At 72.7% G+C, this 18,685-nt stretch carries 19 protein-coding genes; 8 read left to right on the forward strand and 11 right to left on the reverse strand.

Annotated features, from left to right (window positions below):
- The 5 genes from OQ02_RS23315 to OQ02_RS23335 form a co-directional block, all read right to left on the reverse strand.
- The coding region (locus tag OQ02_RS23315; RefSeq protein ID WP_156077243.1) for a DUF222 domain-containing protein at positions 1–705 on the reverse strand (705 nt) is incomplete at its 3' end.
- Between the two features lie 36 nt (positions 706–741).
- Positions 742–1,017, reverse strand: coding sequence for a hypothetical protein (locus OQ02_RS23320; protein ID WP_156077244.1), 276 nt, complete (start codon positions 1,015–1,017; stop codon positions 742–744).
- A 32-nt stretch (positions 1,018–1,049) separates the two neighbouring features.
- Entirely contained in the window at positions 1,050–1,325 is a 276-nt protein-coding gene (locus OQ02_RS23325; RefSeq protein ID WP_081915877.1) for a hypothetical protein, read from the reverse strand.
- Positions 1,322–2,341: a CHAP domain-containing protein gene (locus OQ02_RS23330; RefSeq protein ID WP_033440695.1), complete on the reverse strand. Its 1,020-nt coding sequence runs from the start codon at positions 2,339–2,341 to the stop codon at positions 1,322–1,324. The genes OQ02_RS23325 and OQ02_RS23330 overlap by 4 nt, the downstream gene beginning before the upstream one ends.
- The gene (locus OQ02_RS23335) at positions 2,341–3,084 is read right to left on the reverse strand and encodes a type VII secretion target (protein ID WP_033440786.1); all 744 of its coding nucleotides are present in this window, start codon (positions 3,082–3,084) and stop codon (positions 2,341–2,343) included. Before OQ02_RS23335 ends, OQ02_RS23330 begins: the two co-directional genes overlap by 1 nt.
- A gap of 90 nt (positions 3,085–3,174) precedes the next feature.
- Between OQ02_RS23335 and OQ02_RS23340 the strand changes: the two genes are divergently transcribed.
- Both OQ02_RS23340 and OQ02_RS23345 read left to right on the forward strand, forming a co-directional pair.
- Entirely contained in the window at positions 3,175–4,521 is a 1,347-nt protein-coding gene (locus OQ02_RS23340) for a replication-associated recombination protein A (protein WP_033440696.1), read from the forward strand.
- 41 nt (positions 4,522–4,562) lie between these two features.
- Entirely contained in the window at positions 4,563–5,291 is a 729-nt protein-coding gene (locus OQ02_RS23345; RefSeq protein ID WP_081915878.1) for an SAM-dependent methyltransferase, read from the forward strand.
- 50 nt (positions 5,292–5,341) lie between these two features.
- Here the strand turns inward: OQ02_RS23345 and OQ02_RS23350 are convergent, their stop codons facing one another.
- From OQ02_RS23350 to OQ02_RS23370, 5 genes are read right to left on the reverse strand one after another with little or no spacing between them, the layout of a single operon-like run.
- The gene (locus OQ02_RS23350; RefSeq protein WP_033440697.1) at positions 5,342–7,099 is read right to left on the reverse strand and encodes an IucA/IucC family protein; all 1,758 of its coding nucleotides are present in this window, start codon (positions 7,097–7,099) and stop codon (positions 5,342–5,344) included.
- Positions 7,092–8,390, reverse strand: a complete 1,299-nt coding sequence (locus tag OQ02_RS23355; RefSeq protein WP_231500180.1) for a lysine N(6)-hydroxylase/L-ornithine N(5)-oxygenase family protein — start codon at positions 8,388–8,390, stop codon at positions 7,092–7,094. Before OQ02_RS23355 ends, OQ02_RS23350 begins: the two co-directional genes overlap by 8 nt.
- Positions 8,387–8,965, reverse strand: a complete 579-nt coding sequence (locus OQ02_RS23360) for a GNAT family N-acetyltransferase (RefSeq protein WP_081915889.1) — start codon at positions 8,963–8,965, stop codon at positions 8,387–8,389. The genes OQ02_RS23355 and OQ02_RS23360 overlap by 4 nt, the downstream gene beginning before the upstream one ends.
- Positions 8,962–10,611 (reverse strand): IucA/IucC family protein, encoded by a 1,650-nt coding sequence (locus OQ02_RS23365; protein ID WP_033440698.1) that lies wholly within the window; start codon positions 10,609–10,611, stop codon positions 8,962–8,964. Before OQ02_RS23365 ends, OQ02_RS23360 begins: the two co-directional genes overlap by 4 nt.
- Positions 10,608–12,008 (reverse strand): pyridoxal phosphate-dependent decarboxylase family protein, encoded by a 1,401-nt coding sequence (locus tag OQ02_RS23370; RefSeq protein ID WP_051772706.1) that lies wholly within the window; start codon positions 12,006–12,008, stop codon positions 10,608–10,610. The genes OQ02_RS23365 and OQ02_RS23370 overlap by 4 nt, the downstream gene beginning before the upstream one ends.
- A 288-nt stretch (positions 12,009–12,296) precedes the next feature.
- Between OQ02_RS23370 and OQ02_RS23375 the strand changes: the two genes are divergently transcribed.
- From OQ02_RS23375 to OQ02_RS23400, 6 genes are all read left to right on the forward strand, one after another.
- A complete protein-coding gene (locus tag OQ02_RS23375) occupies positions 12,297–12,692 on the forward strand; it encodes a DUF948 domain-containing protein (protein WP_033440699.1) in 396 nt (131 codons plus the stop codon).
- Entirely contained in the window at positions 12,689–12,952 is a 264-nt protein-coding gene (locus OQ02_RS23380; protein WP_033440700.1) for a hypothetical protein, read from the forward strand. Before OQ02_RS23375 ends, OQ02_RS23380 begins: the two co-directional genes overlap by 4 nt.
- Before the next feature lie 66 nt (positions 12,953–13,018).
- Entirely contained in the window at positions 13,019–15,691 is a 2,673-nt protein-coding gene (alaS, locus tag OQ02_RS23385; RefSeq protein ID WP_033440701.1) for an alanine--tRNA ligase, read from the forward strand.
- Positions 15,678–16,190, forward strand: a complete 513-nt coding sequence (ruvX, locus tag OQ02_RS23390) for a Holliday junction resolvase RuvX (RefSeq protein ID WP_033440702.1) — start codon at positions 15,678–15,680, stop codon at positions 16,188–16,190. The genes alaS and ruvX overlap by 14 nt, the downstream gene beginning before the upstream one ends.
- On the forward strand, positions 16,187–17,404 hold the full coding sequence (gene mltG / locus OQ02_RS23395; RefSeq protein ID WP_033440703.1) for an endolytic transglycosylase MltG: 1,218 nt from the start codon (positions 16,187–16,189) through the stop codon (positions 17,402–17,404). Before ruvX ends, mltG begins: the two co-directional genes overlap by 4 nt.
- A 1-nt stretch (position 17,405) precedes the next feature.
- Positions 17,406–18,245, forward strand: a complete 840-nt coding sequence (locus tag OQ02_RS23400; RefSeq protein ID WP_033440704.1) for a shikimate dehydrogenase — start codon at positions 17,406–17,408, stop codon at positions 18,243–18,245.
- A 159-nt stretch (positions 18,246–18,404) separates the two neighbouring features.
- On the opposite strand, the gene OQ02_RS23405 is transcribed toward OQ02_RS23400, so the two are convergent.
- Positions 18,405–18,674: an HPr family phosphocarrier protein gene (locus tag OQ02_RS23405; RefSeq protein ID WP_033440705.1), complete on the reverse strand. Its 270-nt coding sequence runs from the start codon at positions 18,672–18,674 to the stop codon at positions 18,405–18,407.
- Positions 18,675–18,685 lie beyond the last annotated feature (11 nt).

Below are 18,685 nucleotides of genomic sequence, written 5' to 3' on the forward strand. Positions count from 1 at the left end.
GATCACCTTGGCGTCACACGCGATCCGCCGCGCCTGCGCCGCACTCAGATAGCGGTCACCGTCGAGCACCGCGTGCCCCACACCCCGCCGCAACGTCTCCAGGTCGAGGGTGACGCTGATGTGCGGCCGTTCCCCGGCCTCCGACGGCAGATCACCCGACCGCGACGCCAGCGTGATCACGTCGGCGAACGCCTCACCGAACCGGTGTGCCCGGTCCTTCGGCCCCTCCGGACGCGGCGTCGCCAACGGCTCCAGCATCGCGGTGAACCGGGTGCCGGTCTCCGCCGACAACTCACCCCAGAACTCCACCCGCCCACCCGGCAGGTCCCGCACGTACAACACATCCCCGGGTTCGGCGGCGGGCTCGTCCAACTCGTCCACGGAATCCTGCTCGATCCGGTCGCGGATGCGGTCGGCGAGCTGACGGATCACCTTCGGCTCCACCGACCGCGCCGCCTCGACCAACGTCTCCTGCGACCAGTCGGGCAGCGGCAGGTACAACTCCACCTGCGCGATCCACTGCTTCACCTCCGCCGGGTTCGCCCGCACCAACCGCCGGTACGCGTCCAGGTCATACCCGCACCGCAACACCTGTGACAGCAACTCCAGCCGCCGCCGGTGCAACGCCCGCGCGGACGCCTCGACCGCGGCGACGGCGGCGAACACGTCGTCCTCGGTCAGCAGCGGCACGGGCGAAACATCCATGGCCCCAACGGTATTCGAACAGGCATTCCCGGATCATCACGCGACCGGGTATAACGCCTGATCAATCCACTCTGGGGGCACGACCTCGCTCACCACCGCCATGCCATCCGCCACCGCCGCCGCGGCGGCCTCGTCGGCCAGGCGGCGGACGACACCGGCCAGCTCGTCGGGCCGCAGGGTCAGCGCCTCACGGGTGAACTCCAGATCGACGGGCCTGCCGTGCAGGTCGACCACCACGGTCACCCCGGACGCCGACGCCTCCCGCCGGATGGCGTCCAACCGCTCACCGAGGCCCATCACACGATCCCCCATCACACCGAGCTCTTCCGTCACATCGAGTCCCATCACACCCGCCACGTCTCGGGAGTCGTGTCCTCGACCGACTCGGCCATCCGCGTCCCCACCGCCAGCCCCAGGGCACTCACGTCACCGAGGGAGCGGTGGACCCGGGCGTTCGCGCGGGCCGTGGCCGTGTCGACCAGGGCCAGGATCGCCTTCGCCAACCGGGTCTGCCCCAGCCGCAGCGACCGGGCGTCCAGCGTCAGGTCCCGCAGCCCACCACCGGGGCCGACCTCGACCGCGATCCCGGTGTCCGGGTCGTGCGCGCTGCCGGTGATCACGGGTGCACCCCTCCGTAGAACGTCGCCGAGCTGAGCTTGTGCGTGTTCCGCCGCACGCTGTCACCGGAGTTGCCCTCGATCAGCGTCACCGTGCCGTCGGAGACCTTCTCCACGATCCCGATGTGCTTGCTGGTCGCCGTGCTGCCCGGCCCGGTCCCGAACAGCAGCACGTCTCCCGGCCGCGCGGCGCTCAGGCTCGTGTACGCCTTCCCGTTCCGCTGCCCCCAGCGGAACACGTCACCGGTGAACGGCAGGACCGGGATGTCCACCCCGGCCTTGCGCCACATTGCCGTGGCGAACGACGAGCACCACGCCGCCGTCGGGCCGTACGGGTTGCGGTTGCTGCCGGGCGGGTTCTCGCGGGTGCCCAGCTCACGCCGGGCGGCCGAGATGATCGTGCGGGACCGACCCCGGTCGCGGGCGTGCGAAGGCTGGGTGCGACCGCGGCGTGATTCCGGTCGGCTGTCGGCGATGCCGTCGTGCTCGACTTCCTTCTCCAACGCACGCAGCTTGCGGGCGGCGTCCTCCATCTCGCCCCGCACGTGCCGGACGGTCGCCCTGGTCTCCTTGGTGTACCCCGGTTCCAGGTCGGCGGCTTCGGCCACGGCCTTGAGGAGCGCGGCCTGCGTGCCGACGGCCTTGCCCGCGTCGAGCAGCCCGCTCGCCCGGTCCAGGTACTCCTCGACGGCCCGCCGCGCCCGCGCGTGACCGGTGGTCAACGCGCTCGTCACCCCGGCGACGATCTCCTCCGCGTCACGGGCGGCGTCGGCGGTCACCCGCAGCTGCCTGCCCAGCCGGTTCGAGCGCTTCTCGAAACCCTCGGAGTTGTCGCCCTTCCAGTGCTCCAGCACCGTCTTGGCGGCCTTGGTCTGGTCCTCGTGCCGGTCGGTGAGGCCGGACGCGGTCCGGTTCAGCGCGTACTGCACCTTCACCGCGTCCTCCGCCTTGCCCGCCAACGAGTTCCGGTGGCCGATCATGCTCTCGGCGAAGTGCCGTGCCATCTCGCGGGTGTCCACTACGCCTCTCCTCCGCCGGTGACCGCGCGGGCCGTGTCCTCGTCCTGCTCCTGGTACGACCGGGCGGAACGGGAGGCGGACGTGGCCAGCGCGTCGGTGTTGCGCGCGACGCCCTTGACCTGCTTGCGCAGCGCCGCGCCGAAGTCGTCCAGCGCGGCGGCGAACCCGGACTGCCTGCCGATGCGCCCGAAGCTGTCCTCGGCGATCTCCCGCACCTCGCGGACGTGCCGCCGGCCGAGCGCGGTCAGGTCGTCGGCGGTGCCCTGCGTCCGCCGCGCGTAGTCGCGCAGCACGCCAACGTCGACCGAGAACCCGCCACCGCCGCGCGACCCGCCACCGCCCGAACCACCGCCGCCACCGCTCGCGCCGCCGCGCTTCATCGCGTCCACGCCCCGCCGCGCCTCGTCCAGGTGCCGCTTGTACGCCCCGCTCGTGTACGTCGTCCAAGGCGTCCAGGACTGCCCGTCACCGGAGATCCTGTTCGCCGCCCGCGCGTTCACCGCCGGGTCGAACAGCTCCCGGTTCGAGTCGAGCCCGAACTCGCGCCGCCGCGCCGGCCCCATCGCGCCGAGCATGTTGACCTGCCACAGGCCGTACGAGTCGTCCGGCGGGGTGGCGTTGTGCGCCCGCGGGTCACCGCCGGACTCGGCCAGCGCGACCGCCACCGCGATCGTCAGGTCCTGCCCGCGGAACCCCGCGTCGTGCGCGTGCCGGGCGACCTGCTCCGGACTCAGCTTGCTCATGCCGCCACCCTGCACCGCCCACGACCTGCGGCGGAACCGGCGTTGCACGCTCGGACAGCGGCTGTGCACAGGAGAGCTACAGTCGAACACGTGACCGAAAGGCTGTTCGACGAGGGTTTGTTCGGCGTCGACCCGGAGGAGAAGGCCGCCCGCATCGCCGCCAACGCGCCGCTGGCCGTGCGGCTGCGCCCGCGCACGCTGGAAGAGGTCGTGGGGCAGGACCACCTGCTCGGACCAGGCGCGCCGCTGCGCCGGCTGGTCGAGGGCTCGTCGCCCGCCTCGATCATGCTCTACGGCCCGCCCGGCACCGGCAAGACGACCCTCGCCACGCTCGTCTCCCAGGCCACCGGCCGGCGGTTCTCGGCCCTGTCGGCGCTGTCGGCGGGCGTGAAGGAGGTGCGCGCGGTCATCGAGGATGCACGTCGCCGCCTGGTCCGCTCCGGCGAGTCGACCGTGCTGTTCATCGACGAGGTGCACCGGTTCTCCAAGACCCAGCAGGACGCCCTGCTCGGCGCGGTGGAGGACCGGATCGTGCTGCTGGTCGCGGCGACCACGGAGAACCCGTTCTTCTCCGTCGTCTCGCCGCTGCTGTCGAGGTCGCTGGTGCTGCAACTGCGGCCGTTGTCCGACGACGCGGTGCGCGTGCTGGTCAGGCGGGCGGTCGAGGACGCACGCGGCCTGAACGGCTCGATCACGGTGGAGCCGGACGCCGAGGACCACCTGGTGCGGCTGGCCGGCGGTGACGCCCGGCGCGCGTTGACGGCGCTGGAGGCGGCGGCGGACTCGGTCGGCGCGGGCGGCGTGCTCGACCTGGCGACGCTGGAGGCGACGGTCGACAAGGCGGCCGTGCGCTACGACCGGCAGGGTGACCAGCACTACGACGTGACCAGCGCGTTCATCAAGTCGATCCGCGGTTCCGACGTGGACGCCGCGCTGCACTACCTGGCCCGGATGATCGAGGCGGGGGAGGACCCGAGGTTCATCGCGCGGCGGCTGGTGATCCACGCCAGCGAGGACGTCGGCATGGCCGACCCGACCGCCTTGCAGACGTGCGTGGCCGCGGCGCAGGCCGTGCAGCTCATCGGGCTGCCGGAGTGCGCGCTGAACCTGGCACAGGCCACCGTCCACCTCGCCACCGCGCCCAAGTCGAACGCCGTGACGACCGCGATCGGCGAGGCGATGGCGGACGTCCGCAAGGGTGCGATCGGTTCCGTGCCCGCGCACCTGCGCGACGGCCACTACGCGGGCGCGGCGAAGCTCGGCAACGCCCAGGGCTACCGCTACCCGCACGACGTGCCGGAGGGCGTGCTGACCCAGCAGTACGCGCCGGACGACCTGGTCGGCCGCGACTACTACCAGCCGACCGGTCGTGGCGCGGAGCGCGTGATCGCCGAACGCCTGCCGAAGTTGCGCCGCGTGGTCCGGGGCGAGGAGTAAATCCATTTCCGATCCGCGCGCGTTCTGACACGGTGTGCCCCGTGACTGACGTGCCGCTGAACGGCCATGCCCTGCTCGACTTCAACACCCCCCTGTCCGACGGCAAGGCCCACGACCTGATCAACAGCCTGCACCTGCGTCCCGGCGCGACGGTGGTCGACTACGGCTGCGGCTGGGCGGAACTGCTGCTCAGGGCGGTCGAGCACGAGCCGAACGCGCGCGGGCTCGGCGTCGACAGCGACGAGTACGCCATCACCCGCGGCCGGGCGAACGTCGAGGCCCGCGGCCTGGCGTCCCGCGTCACACTGGACCTGGCGGACGTCACCACCTGGGCGGCCGAGCCGGCGGACGTGGTGATCTCCATCGGCGCGTCGCACGCCTGGGGCGGCACGAAGCAGACGTTGGAGGCCATGCACGCCCGCCTCCGCCCCGGCGGCACCCTGCTGCTCGGTGACGGCTTCTGGGAGCAGCCGCCCAACGCGCGGTCGGCCGAGATCTTCGGAGAGGACGGGTTCGGCACTCTCGCCGAGCTGGTGGACCTGGCGATGACCTGCGGCTACCGGCTGCTGAACCTGGCCACCGCGACCCTGGACGAGTGGGACAGCTTCGAGTCCCGCTGGTGCGCCTCCCGGGAACGCTGGCTGCTCGACCACCCCGACCACCCGCAGGCGGACGAGGTCCGCGCGATCGTCGACGACCACCGCGACGGCTGGCTCAAGGGCTACCGGGACCACTTCGGCCTCGCCTACCTGACCCTCGCCCGCCTCTAGGACTCCGGCCGCCTCGCCCGGCCGGGGATACCGGGCGAGGCGGCCGAGTTTCACCAGCCGTCGGGCGGTGGGATCGGCCGCACGTCGTGCAGCGGGTTGGGCAGGGTGCCCGTCTTCGGCACCGGCGGGCGGGCGGTCAGGTCCTGGTAGCCGAGGGTGATCCGGTAGCTGTTCAGCGGGTAGCGGAAGAAGTCGCGGACGGTCAGCGAGCCCTCGTCCATCCGGCCGGCCAGGGTGGGGAAGTGGTCGCGGTAGGCGTCGACCTCGCCGCGGACCATGCCCCAGAACCGGTCCTCGGACAGCGGCAGCAGGCGGGACAGCGGGCGGAAGACGCCCACGAGCAGGGCGTCCACGATGTACTGGCGCAGGACCGGCCACGGCTTGCGCGGCAGCACGGGGTCGTGGGCGTCCGGTTCGAGGCCACGCGCCGGGACGCGGTCCACCGACACGTTCACGTCGTCCACCAGGTCGAGCAGCGCGACCCTGGTCGGCACGCCGTCCCCGTCCGTGATCACCACGACGTTCTCGCCGTGCGGGTTGAACGTGATCCCGTACGTGTAGAGCACGTGCAGCAACGGCCGGAACAGCGCCCGCAGCAGCGCCGCGAACCACACCGCCGGGTCCGTGTCCCCGATGTGCTCCAGCACCAGCGGCCGACCGGCGCGGTCCACGTGCAGCAGGGCCGCCAACGACCACGAGCGCTCGCCGGGCCGCAGCGCCACCGGCGCACGCCAGATGCACCCCATCGTCTCCAGCCACTGGTACGGCACGTCACCCGCCCGTGACAGCTGCGGGTGCCGCACCGTCACCGAAGCGACCTCGCCCAACAGCTCCGTGCCCCACTCGCCGATCAGCTTGTCCGCCTGCCACAGGCCGGCCAGCCACTGCGTCACGACCGGCGCGGCCAGCGTGCAGTGCGGCGGGATACCCCGGTACACCGACGTGTTCAGGATTTTCAGCGGCAGCTTGACCTGGTAGCGGCCCGGGGAGTCCACGTTGGACATGGTGCGGATCGCCTGCGTCGGCAGGTACCAGTCCGGCGCCTCGCCCAGCTCGACCAGCCGACCGGTGGCGAGTTCCGGCGCCCACAACGTCCGCACGACGTGGTCCAGCTGCCACGGGTGCACGGGCAGCCACACGTAGGCCGCCGGGTCGACACCGGCCTCCTGCAACGCCTCGGTGAACCGCTCGACCGTCATCGGGTCCAGCTCCCGCGCGCGGACGCCCTCCTCCGACAGCTCCGACGTGCCGCGGAACTCCGCGGACCCCCGGTGCACGGCCACCCACGGCAGCCGCACGGGCACCCGCGACTCGGGGCTGTGCCGCGCCAGGTCGTCCGCCGAGAACCCGACCCGACCCTTGTTCGCGATCAGCCACGGGTGCCCGGTGAGGTGCCCGTCCAGCTCGGCCTGCGGCAACGACGCCAGCTCCGCCGCCGGCCGCGCGGTCGAGGCCAGCGCCACGTCGGCGGCCAGCGTCGCCGTCACCTCGGCCAGAAAACCGGCGGTCGTGGCCGGGTCGACCCGCAGGTGCCGGAACGCGTCCACCACGAACCGCTGCACGTCGTCGCACGGCTCGACCACGTCGTCACCGAGGATGCCCGCCGCCGCCCGGCGCACCGATCCCGGCTCCACCGCCCACCCGCCGAACGCCGTCCGCGTCGCGGAGAACGCGTAGACGGCGTCGCCGAACCGCAGCTCGTACCCGCCGCCGCCGAGCGCGGCGGGACCGAGCAGCCCTTCGAAGCACAACTCGCCGATCGCCTTCGCCAGCAACGCCGCCGAGCACTCGCGCCACAGGTCACTCAAGGTCGTCTCCCGGTCGCCCGCAGCCCTCGGGGGCGCTGAAGCTGGTGTAGGCGGTGTGCTTGGGCAGCGGGTAGACCTCGCGGCCGGTCACCGCGTTGACGATGGTCGCGTTGCGCACCGCCCCGATGCCGAGGTCGGGCGCGGCGACGCCGTGGCTGTGCAGGTCGGCGTTCGCCACGAACACCCGGCCGGTGACGGACGGGTCCAGCGAGATCGAGTGGTCGAGCGCGACGACGTACCGGCCCTGGTCGTCCCGGTGCACGAGCGGTTCCAGCGGCGCGAGGAACGGCGTCGGCGCCTGCCGGTACCCGGTGGCCGCCACGACCAGGTCGGTGTGGTGCCGGAACGTCCGGCCGGTGTCCCGGTGCACGCACGTCAGCACCACCTCGCCCGACTCGACCTCCGAGGACACCACCGCCACGCCCGGCCGCAGCTCGACCGGCGCGAGCCCGTGCTCCCACTCCCGCCGGTACAGCAGGTCGTGCAGCTCTTCCAGCGTCTCCGACGAGATCGCCCGGTAGTGCCGCCAGTGCTCGGCCCGCAGCGCGTCCCGCCGTTCCTGGGGCAGCGAGTGGAAGTGCCGCACGTACGACGGCGTCGTCATCTCCAGCACCAGCTTGGTGTAGTCGAGCGGCGCGAACACCGGCGTCCGGGTCAGCCACGCCACCGCCGGGCCGCCGTCCGGGTTGCGCCGCACCAGGTCGAGGACGATCTCCGCACCGGACTGCCCCGACCCGACCACGGTCACCCGATCGCCGGAAACCTCCCGGTGCAGGTAGTCGGAGCTGTGCACCAGCCGGTCGCCGAGCCCCGCCAACGCCGGCGGCACGAACGGCGTGGTGCCCACACCGAGCACCAGGTGCCGCGCCTCCACCGAGAACCGCTCCCCGGACACCACGAACCGGTCGTCGGCCCACCGCACCGACGTGACCGGGTGCGAGAACCGCACCGGCAGCCGGGACGCCGCCCACCGCAGGTAGTCCTCGTACTCGCGCCTGGTCGGGTGGAACCTCTCCCGCACGTAGAACGGGTACAGCCGGTCCGCGTCCCGCAGGTAGGCCAGGAACGACAGCGGGTGCGTCGGGTCGACCAACGTCACCAGGTCGGCCAGGAAGCTGACCTGCAGCACGGCGTCCGGGAACATCATCCCGCTGTGCCAGCGCAGTTCCGGGCGCGCCTCCAGCACCACCACGTCCAGATCGTCCACAGTGGACGCCAGTGCGGCCAGGCCGAGGTTGAACGGACCGCACCCGACGGCCACCACGTCGGCGACCGCCCCCCTGGCGATCACCGGGTCCGCACCATCAGCAGGGCGACCTTGTCCGGCAACAAGACCTCACCGACCGCCGCGAACCCTCCCGCGGTGAACGAGGCGATTGCCCGCCGGTTCCGCACGTCCGGCTCCAGCAGCACCCGGGTGCACCGCGGGTCCGCGTCGAACAGGGCCTCGGTCAGCACCGGCAGCAACGCCCGCACCAGCCCGCGATCGGTCATCCCGAACTCGCCCACGGCGACGTGCAGCCCGATGTCGTGCGGCCGGGCCTGGTACACCTGCGCGACCACGTCCCGCGCCGCCCGGTACACCTCCAGGTAGATCACCGGGTCGTCACCCCGGCTCGCCAGCACCGGCAGCGAGTGCCGCCCCGACAGCTGCCGCCGCACCTCGTCCTCCCACCGGTCGCGCGGCCACGCCTGGTGCCAGAACGCGGCCACGTGCGGCGCCTGCATCCAGCGGTGCACCAGGTCGAGGTCGGGGGTGTCGGGGTCGACCGCGCGGGCGTGCCAGCCGTCGGCGAGGACCGGCAGCGGCGGACCCGGCACCGCGGACAGGTCGTCGGTCGGCCGGTAGGCGTCGAGGTGGCTCACCGGGCGCACCTGCCCTCCCGCAACGGGTTCGGCGCGTCGAAGTACACGGACTGCGCGTCCAGCGGCGCCAGCACCTCGTCGATGCCCTCCAGCCTGGTCAGCAGGTTCGCCTTGCACGGCAGCACCTCGGCCTCCAGCCACCGCCGGGCCAGCCGGTCGCCGTCCGGACCCGCCTCGGCGAGCGCGGGCAGCGCCGCCTCCAGCCGTGCCGCCATCACGCGCAGCAGGGTGCGCTCGTCGGCCAGGCCCTCCACGCCGATGCACCCGATCACCGCCAGCGCCTGGTTGTGGAGCAGGTAGTAGGTGAGCCGGTCGTCGACGATCGCGTCGTCCACGACGGCCAGCGTGGACTCCGCGGCGCCCAGCCGCTCCAGGACCCTCGGCAGGTGCGAGGACGCCAGGTAGTAGCCTTGGTTGTCCCGGTACCTCCCGCCGACGACCCGTCCCGCCGGGTCCAGGCGCACCAGCGTGTTCTGCTGGTGCGCCTCCAGCCCGATGCCGGTCTCCGCGTACAGCCGCAGCATCGGCGCCAGCACGTGGTCGGTGTAGTCGGCGACCCACTCGGCGGCGTCGAGCCGCAGCACCAGCTCGCCCAGCAGGGAGCGCCCGATACCGGGCCTCGGCGCGACCATCCCGGCCAGGCAGCGCGAATCGCCGATGTCCTCCGGCACTTCGCGCACGGCCACGTCCAGCCCGGTGACCTCGCCGCCCTCGTCCACCGCGATCCACGCCGGGTCGCGCACGACGCCGAACTCCGGGTGCGCCTTCTCGGTGCCGGAGGCGTACCCGGACTCCAGCAGCAGGTGGACCTCCGAGCCCCGGCGCAGCTCGGTCGACGTCGACTCGCGCCGCGAGTTGGTGATCCGCAGCCCGAGCGACAGCTTCAGCATCACGGGAGCGCCCGTCCGGTACACCGTGCGCAGGCTGGACGTCGGCGACCAGGCCGGCCCGAACTCGCCCAGCGGCTCCAGCAGCCCGCGCGAGACCAACGACGCGATCCGGGGCCGGTGCAGCAGGTCGTGCGCCTGCCAGGGGTGCGCGGGCACCAGCACCCGGCCCCTCTCCGGGCTGCGGCCGGCCAGCGACGACATCAGCGTCACCGCGTCCGGGCCGGCGACCGACCCGTGCGACACGACCTCCTCGGCCGCCGAGAACCAGAACAGGGGGAACGAGCCGCGCAGCTCCGGCGCGTACCGGGTGTTGTCCGCGTCCGACAGGCCGTCCCGGCTCTTCGGCGCGGGGTGGTGCAGGTGGCCGAGCATCAACCGCTGCTCGGCGTCCAGGAACCGGTCCGCCGGCCCCACGGGCGCACGGCGCCGGTAGGCCACGAACCCGGCCACCCGCCGCACCGACTCGGCCGTGCGCTCGACCAGGTCGGCCGTGTCACCGCCGAGTTCCGCGCCCACCAGCGCCACCGCGACCACCGGGTCCACCGGCTTGCCCGCCAGCGTCACCGCCCCGAACCGGTGCCGCCCGGCGGGCGACGCGTAGCGCACCTCCGCCTCCAACGGCAGCCCCAGCACGTCGATCCGCACCCGGTCCGCGACCGGCACGTTCCGCTCCCGCACCCAGCACCGCAGCAGCGCCTCCAGGTGCGCGTGCTCCGCGGTCGCCCGCGCGTCGCCTTCCAGCGGGTCTGGTCTCATGCCGCTCCCTCCACGAGTCGTTCGGCGGCGGATCCGGCCGCGCGGACCAGCGCCAGCAGCGCGACCAGGTCCGACTCCCGGGCGTTCGGGTTCAGCAGGGTCAACTTCAGGCACGTCACCTTGTCGACCCGGGTCCGGCCGATCAGGGCCTCGCCCGCGCGCAGCAGCGCCCGCCGCAGCCGCGCGTTCACCTCGTCCGCCACCGAGTCGTCCGCCGGCCGGTACCGGAACACCACCGTGGTCAACGTGGCGCCGCCGACCAGCTCGAACGCCGGGTCGGCGGCGATCAGCGCGGCGGCGTGGCCGGCCAGCTCGTGGCACCGGTCCACCAGCGCGCCCAGGCCCGCCCGGCCCAGCGCGAGCAGCGTCGCGGCCACCTTCACCGCGTCCGGGCGGCGCGTGGTCTGCAACGAGCGGCCGAGCGTGCCGTCGTAGCCCTCGGCCCGGTCGTCCTCCGGGTTCAGGTAAGCCACCGACCGCTCCAGCGGGCCGAACAGCGCCGCCGAGCGCACCAGCAGCACGCTCGCCGCCGCCGGCTGCCAGCCGATCTTGTGCAGGTCCGCGGTCACCGAGTCGGCCAGCGCCAGGCCGTCCACCAGCCCCGCGAGCTTCGACGAGAACACCGCGCCGAAGCCGTACGCCGCGTCCACGTGCAGCCAGGCGCCGTGCTCGCGGGCGAGCGCCGCCAGCTCCGGCAGCGGGTCGACCGAGCCGAAGTCCGTGGTGCCCGCCGTCGCCACGACCGCCACCGGCGTGCCGCCCGCGCTCAGCATCGCCGCCAGCGCGTCCGGCCTCATCCGCCGGTGCGAGTCCACCGACACCGCGCGGACGGCGCGCTCGCCGATGCCCAGCGCCGCGCACGCCCGCGACACGGAGAAGTGGGCCAGCTCCGAGCAGAAGACCACCGGATCGGGTAACGCCGCGACCCCGTCGGACCGCACGTCGACGCCGAGCCGTGCCGCCGCCGCGTCCCGGGCGAGCAGCAGGGCGGTCAGGTTGGACAGCGTGCCGCCCGGCGTGAACACGCCGTCGGCCTCCGCGTCGAACCCGGCGAAGCGGGCGAGGGCCGCGACCACCCACCGCTCCACGGCGATGGCGGCCGGCCCGGAGTCGTAGGTGTCCAGCGAGGCGTTGCCCGCGCTGGCCAGGGCGTCCGCGGACACGGCAACGGCCAGCGGTGGCGGTTGCAGGTGGGCGGCGGCGAACGGGCTGGTCAGGTCGACACCGCCGGCGGCGAGTGCGGTCGTGACGCGGGCCAGGGCGGCGTCCGCGCCGATGCCGTGCTCGGACAGCTCGCCGAGCAGCCGGTGCGCCTCGGCCAGCACGTCGGCGGGCGGGCCGGGCGGGATCGGTCGGCCCGCCCGGATCGACCGGCCGGCGGAACTGACGGCGAACACGGCACCTCCGATTCGACTAAGGTTAGGCTTACCTCATCTACTCGGTGTCGTGTCTGTCAAGCTCTGCGTGACGACGTGTGACGTGACGATCACTGCGCGACCAACGCTAGCCGCCGCGACCACGATCGAATCGACGCCAAATGGGGGGACTTGGGCGGCCGTCCCAACCCTTGGCACGGCACCCACGCGCCCACCGCTGATCTCGTTCGAGGCCGCCGAGGGCGGCGCGGTAACCTTGACCACCGTTCGAGGACACCATCAAGCCTCGCAATCCATCCAGGAGGATCCGTGTCGCCAGGGCAGATCGCCGCGCTGGTCGCCGCCGGTGCGTTCGTGCTGCTTGTGCTCCTGCTGGCGATCCCGTTGATCAAGCTGGGCCGGACGCTGGACGAGGCCACGGTCGCGATCCGCAAGGCGCACGAGAACAGCGATCCGCTCTTCACCGGCGCGAACACGACGATCTCGCACGTGAACACGCAGTTGGAGCGGGTGGACGGGATCACCGCCAACGCCCGCGCCGTCACCGGCAACGTCTCCGCGCTCACCTCGCTGTTCACCGCCACCCTCGGCGGGCCGCTGGTCAAGGCCGCCGCGCTGTCCTACGGCGTGAGCAAGGCCGTCCGCGCCCGGCGCGCGGCGAAGGAAGCGCCCAACAAGCACACGCGACGCAGGGGTAGGCGATGAGTCGGCTGTTCTGGTTCGGACTGGGTATCGCCGCGGGCGTGGCCGCCAGCCGCAAGGCGGGTCAGGCCGCGCACGCCGCCACGCCCGCCGGCATCGGCGAGAACGTCGGGCAGGGCCTGCGCCAGCTGGCCGGCGCCCTCGGCTCGTTCGGCGCCGACGTGCGCGCCGGGATGTCCGAGCGCGAAGACGAGTTGCACGACACCGTGGCACGTCAGACGGGCGTCACGCCGGGTCGGCGAGCGCGCCGGGCGATCGACTGAGGCGGACAGCCCCGTCGGTCGCCTCACCGCGCCCAGGTTCGCCACCCTCCCGAAGGATCAAGACCCGTGCAGACCCACGAGATCATCAAGCGCTTCCGCGAGCACTTCGAGCGCGCCGGCCACAAGTACGTGCCCAGCGCCTCGCTCATCCTCGACGACCCGAACCTGCTGTTCGTCAACGCCGGCATGGTGCCGTTCAAGCCGTACTTCCTCGGTGAGGCCCCGCCGCCGTTCAAGCGCGCCACCAGCATCCAGAAGTGCGTGCGCACGCCGGACATCGACGAGGTCGGCAAGACCACCCGGCACAACACGTTCTTCCAGATGGCCGGCAACTTCTCGTTCGGCGACTACTTCAAGGAAGACGCCATCCGGCTGGCCTGGGAGCTGATCACCAAGTCCCAGGACGACGGCGGCTACGGCTTCGACCCCGACCGCATCTGGGTCACCGTCTACCTGGACGACGACGAGGCCATCGAGCTGTGGCAGAAGGTCGCCGGCCTGCCGCAGGAGCGCATCCAGCGCCGCGACGGCAAGGACAACTACTGGGACATGGGCGTGCCCGGTCCCGGCGGCCCGTGCTCGGAGATCTACTACGACCGCGGCCCGGCGTACGGCCGCGAGGGCGGCCCCGTGGCCGACGAGGACCGGTACCTGGAGATCTGGAACCTGGTCTTCATGCAGGACGTGCGCGGCGACCTGAGCCCCAAGCTGGGGCACAAGCCGATCGGCAAGCTGCCCACCCGCAACATCGACACGGGCATGGGCATCGAGCGGGTCGCCTCCCTGCTCCAGGGCGTGGACAACGTCTACGAGACCGACCTGGTCCGCCCGGTGATCCAGAAGGCCGAGGAGCTGTCCGGCCGCAAGTACGGCGCCAACGAGGTGGACGACGTCCGCTTCCGCGTCATCGCCGACCACGCCCGGTCCGGTGTGCTGCTGGTCGGCGACGGCGTCACCCCCGGCAACGAGGCCCGCGGCTACGTGCTGCGCCGGCTGCTGCGCCGCATCATCCGCTCGGCCCGCCTGCTGGGCGTGACCGAGCCCGTGCTGGTGACGTTCGCCGAGATCGTCCGCGACGCCATGGGCCCGGCCTACCCGGACCTGGTCAGCGGCTTCGCCCGGATCCAGCAGGTGCTCAAGGCCGAGGAGGACACGTTCCTCCGCACGCTCGACGCCGGCTCGCGGATCTTCGAGACGGCCGCCGCCGAGGTCAAGGCCGACAACCGGGCCACCCTTCCGGGTGACAAGGCGTTCCAGCTGCACGACACGTACGGCTTCCCGCTCGACCTCACCCTGGAGATGGCCGCCGAGGCGGGCCTCACCGTGGACGAGGACGGCTTCCGGAAGCTGATGGCCGAGCAGCGCGCCCGCGCCAAGGCCGACGCCGCCGGCAAGAAGACCGGGCACGGCGACCAGACCGTGTACCGGGAGCTGCTCGAACTCGGCGCCACCGAGTTCACCGGCTACCAGGAGCTGGCCAGCGAGGCCACGCTGCGCGGCATCGTCAGCAACGGCAAGCGGGTCAAGTCGGCCCGCGAGGGCGACATCGTCGAGGTCGTGCTCGACCGCACGCCGCTGTACGCCGAGTCCGGCGGCCAGGAGAGCGACGCCGGCGTGATCGTGTCCGGCAGCGCCGAGCTGGAGGTCGTGGACGTCCAGAAGGTGGCCCGCAAGCTGTGGGTGCACCAGGTGCGCGTGATCAGCGGCGAGATCGCCGAGGGCGAGCACGTCGAGGCCAGGGTCGACCCGGAGTGGCGCATCGGCGCCCGCCAGGGCCACTCCGGCACGCACGTCGTGCACGCCGCCCTGCGCCAGGTGCTCGGCCCGTCCGCCCTCCAGAGCGGTTCGTACAACAAGCCGGGCTACCTGCGGCTGGACTTCGCCTGGACGGGTGGTCTTTCCGAGGAGACCCGCAGCGAGATCGAAGAGGTCTCCAACCTCGCCGTGCGCAAGGACCTGCCGGTGCAGGTCGTGTACACCGACATGGGTGGCGCCCAGGAGATGGGCGCGGTCGCCCTGTTCGGCGAGACGTACGACGAGACCGTGCGCGTGGTCGAGATCGGCGGACCGTGGTCGCGCGAGCTGTGCGGTGGCACGCACGTCGAGCACTCGTCCCAGATCGGCCCGGTCACGATGATCGGCGAGTCGTCCATCGGCTCCGGCGTGCGCCGCCTGGAGGCCTACGTCGGCATCGAGGCGTTCAAGTACCTGGCCCAGGAGCGGGCACTGGTGCAGAACGTCGCCGCCATGCTGAAGGTGCCCGACGCCGAGGTGCCCGCCCGGGTCGAGGCCCTGGTGGAGCGGCTGCGGGTGGCCGAGAAGGAGCTGGAGAAGGTCAGGGCCGCCCAGCTCGTCGCCGACGCCGGTTCCCTGGCCGACCAGGCCCTGGACGTGCGCGGCGTGGCCCTGGTGGCCCTGGAGCTGCCGGCGGGCACGTCGGCCGCCGACGTGCGGACCATCGCCGGCGAGGTGCGCAACCGGCTCGGCGCCAAGCCCGGCGTGGTCGGCCTGTTCGCCCCGGACGGCGACAAGGTCGCCTTCGTGGTGGCCACCACGGCCGCCGCCCGTGACCTGGGCCTGGCCGCCGGCAAGCTGATGCCCGCGTTCGCCCCGGCCGTGGGCGGTCGCGGCGGCGGCAAGCCGGACCTCGCCCAGGGCGGCGGCACGAACCCCGGCGGTGTCGCCGAGGCCATCACCGCCCTCCGCGCCGAGGTGGACCGCGCCCTTGAGCAGCGCTGATCGCCCCGGCGTCGACGACCCCGGCCTCGGCAGGAGGCTGGGCGTCGACGTCGGCGCGGTCCGCGTCGGGGTCGCGCTGAGCGATCCCGGCGCGTTCCTCGCGACGCCGCTGGTTACCCTGGGACGTGACGTGAAGACCGGCCGGGACCTGGCCGATCTGGCGGCTCTCGTCACCGAGCACGACGTGGTGGAAGTCGTGGTCGGACTGCCACGCACGCTGGCCGGCAAGCACGGGCCTGCGGCATCGGCGGCGGCGGCGTACGCTGCGGCGTTGGCCGAGCGCGTCACCCCCGTGCCGGTGCGGCTGACCGATGAGCGGTTGACCACCGTCACGGCGAGCCGGGTGCTCGCCGAGCGAGGGGTGCGAGGCAAGAAGCAACGCGCCGTCGTCGACCAGGCTGCCGCGGTCGAGATCCTGCAGTCCTGGCTGGACGGACGGGCGCGACACGTGGCCCGCGCCGCTGAGGAGCGGGCCCCCGGAGCTAAGGACGGCTCGTGAACGACGACCTCGGGTTGTTCACCGATCCCGACGCGCGCCACGACGAGCGTGCTCGCGGCAAGAACGACGCTGCCGCCCGTCGGGCCAAGCGCAGGCGCAAGCGCACGATCCTGTGGGTCGTCGTGGCGCTCGTGCTGGCCGGTGGCGGTGTCGGCGCGTACTACGGGTACAAGACGCTGAGCGGCATCGGCTCGTACGACGACTTCGCGGGCGCGGGCGAGGCGGACGTGGTGGTCGAGGTCAAGGACGGCGACCTGGTCACCACCATCGCGACCACGCTCAAGGACCAGGGCGTGGTGGCGAGCTCGCGGGCGTTCACCGAGGCCGGCGCGGACGACGGGCGGGTCACCGCCATCCAGCCCGGCTTCTACCTGATGAAGACGAAGATGTCCGGCGAGGCCGCCGTCTCGCGGATGGTGGACCCGGCGGCGAAGGTCGTGCCGCTGGAGGTCAAGGGCGGCAACGTCCTGCACGACATCACCGCGCTGGACGGCTCCGTCACCAAGGGCATCCTGTCGCAGCTGTCCGACGCGTCGTGCGTCGAGCTGGACGGCACGAAGAAGTGCGTGACGCTCCAGCAGCTGCGGGAAGCGGCGGACAACGCCGACCCGGCCGCGCTCGGCATCCCCGAGTGGGCGCTGGGCGACGTGGTGAACGCGCCGAAGGAGAACCGGCTCGAAGGCCTCATCGTGCCCGGCCTGTACCACGTGAAGCCGGGCGCGGAAGCGACCGAGGTGCTGAAGAGCGTGATCGCCACGTCCCTGTCGCGGTTGCAGGGGTACGGCATCCCGAGCGGCACGACGAAGACCGGTTTCCGGCCGTACGAGGTGCTGGTCATCGCGTCCCTGATCGAGAAGGAAGGCCTGACCGAGGACTTCGGCAAGATCTCGCGGGTCGTGTACAGCCGGCTCGCGGAGGGCCAGATCCTGCAGTTCGACTCCACGGTGAACTACAAGCTCGACCGGCCGATCGTCACCACCAGCGACGAGGACCGCTACGCCTCGGGGCCTTACAACACGTACCAGGTGAAGGGGCTGCCGCCGACGCCGATCGGCTCGCCCGGCCAGCAGGCCGTCGCCGCCGCGATCGCGCCCGAAGAGGGGCCGTGGATGTACTTCGTGAAGTGCGAGAAGGACGGCACGACGTGCTTCACGAACACGTACGAGGAGCACTTGGTGCTGGTCGACAAGGCCCGCGCGGACGGCGTCTTCTGACGTGACGCGCCGTGCGGCGGTCATCGGCTCGCCGGTGGCCCACTCCTTGTCGCCCGTGCTGCACAACGCCGCCTTCTCGGCGCTCGGGCTGTCCGACTGGACCTACACGCGGGTCGAGTGCGCGGCGGACGGCGTTCCGGCCCTGGTGGCGGGGCTGGACTCGTCGTGGGCGGGTCTGTCGGTGACCATGCCCAACAAGCGGGCGGCCCTGGCGGTGGCCACCTCGTCCACCCAACGGGCCGCCCAGGTGGGCGCCGCGAACACCCTGGTGCCGGTCGCCGACGGCTGGCGTGCGGACAACACCGACGTGGACGGGGTGCTGGGCGCTCTCCGCGCGGTGTGCGGCTTCACGTCGGGCACGCGTGCCGTCCTGCTGGGCGCGGGCGGCACCGCCACGGCCGCGCTGGTGGCGTTGGCGTCCGTGGGCGTCCGGTCGGTCTCGTTGGTGGTCCGCTCGGCCTCCCGCGCCGCGGAGGCTGAAACCTGCGCGTCCGGCCTCGGCCTGGACCTGGACACCGTCACGTGGGACACCGCCGACTTCGCCGCGCTGGCGTCGTCCTCGGACGTGCTGGTCAGCACCGTGCCGCCGGCCGCCACCGAGCCGATCGCCGCGGCGCTGGCCGAGGCGCCCACCGTCCTCGACGTCATCTACCACCCGTGGCCGACGCCGTTGGCCTGCGCGGTGGAGAAGCGGGGCCGCACCCTGGCCACCGGCCTGGACATGCTCCTGCACCAGGCCTTCGGCCAGGCCGAGCAGTTCACCGGCCTCCCGGCACCCCGCGAAGCCATGCGCGCCGCCCTGCGCGAGGCGACCGACAACCTCCTCCCGCTCCCCTGCTAACCCGAGAGTCCTACGTTCAGAACCACCGTGTCCTACGTTCGGAACGCGTGAGTTCAACGCTCAGAACACGCGAACCCAACGCTCGGACACCGTGAAGACGCCACTGGGCCCTGCCCGCGCGAGGGTGCGAGCAGGGCCCAGCCGGTGGTGTCGAGGGGATCAGCCCTCGTCCAGGTCGGTGGCGATCATCTCGGCGATCGCCTCCAGCGCCGCGTCCGCACCGTCGCCGTCCGCGGCCAGCACGACCTCGTCGCCGTGCATCGCGCCGAGCGTCATCAGGTTCAGCACGCTCGCCGCCTCGACCGGTTGGCCGTCGTCCTTGCGGATGGTGACCGTCACCGACTGCCCGGCCGCCGCCTTCGCCAGGAGTGCGGCAGGGCGTGCGTGCAGTCCGACCTTGCTCGCCACGGTGACCCGTCGCTCAGGCATGACCCGTCCTC

This window comes from Saccharothrix sp. NRRL B-16314 (genome assembly GCF_000716595.1).
Taxonomy (GTDB): domain Bacteria; phylum Actinomycetota; class Actinomycetes; order Mycobacteriales; family Pseudonocardiaceae; genus Actinosynnema.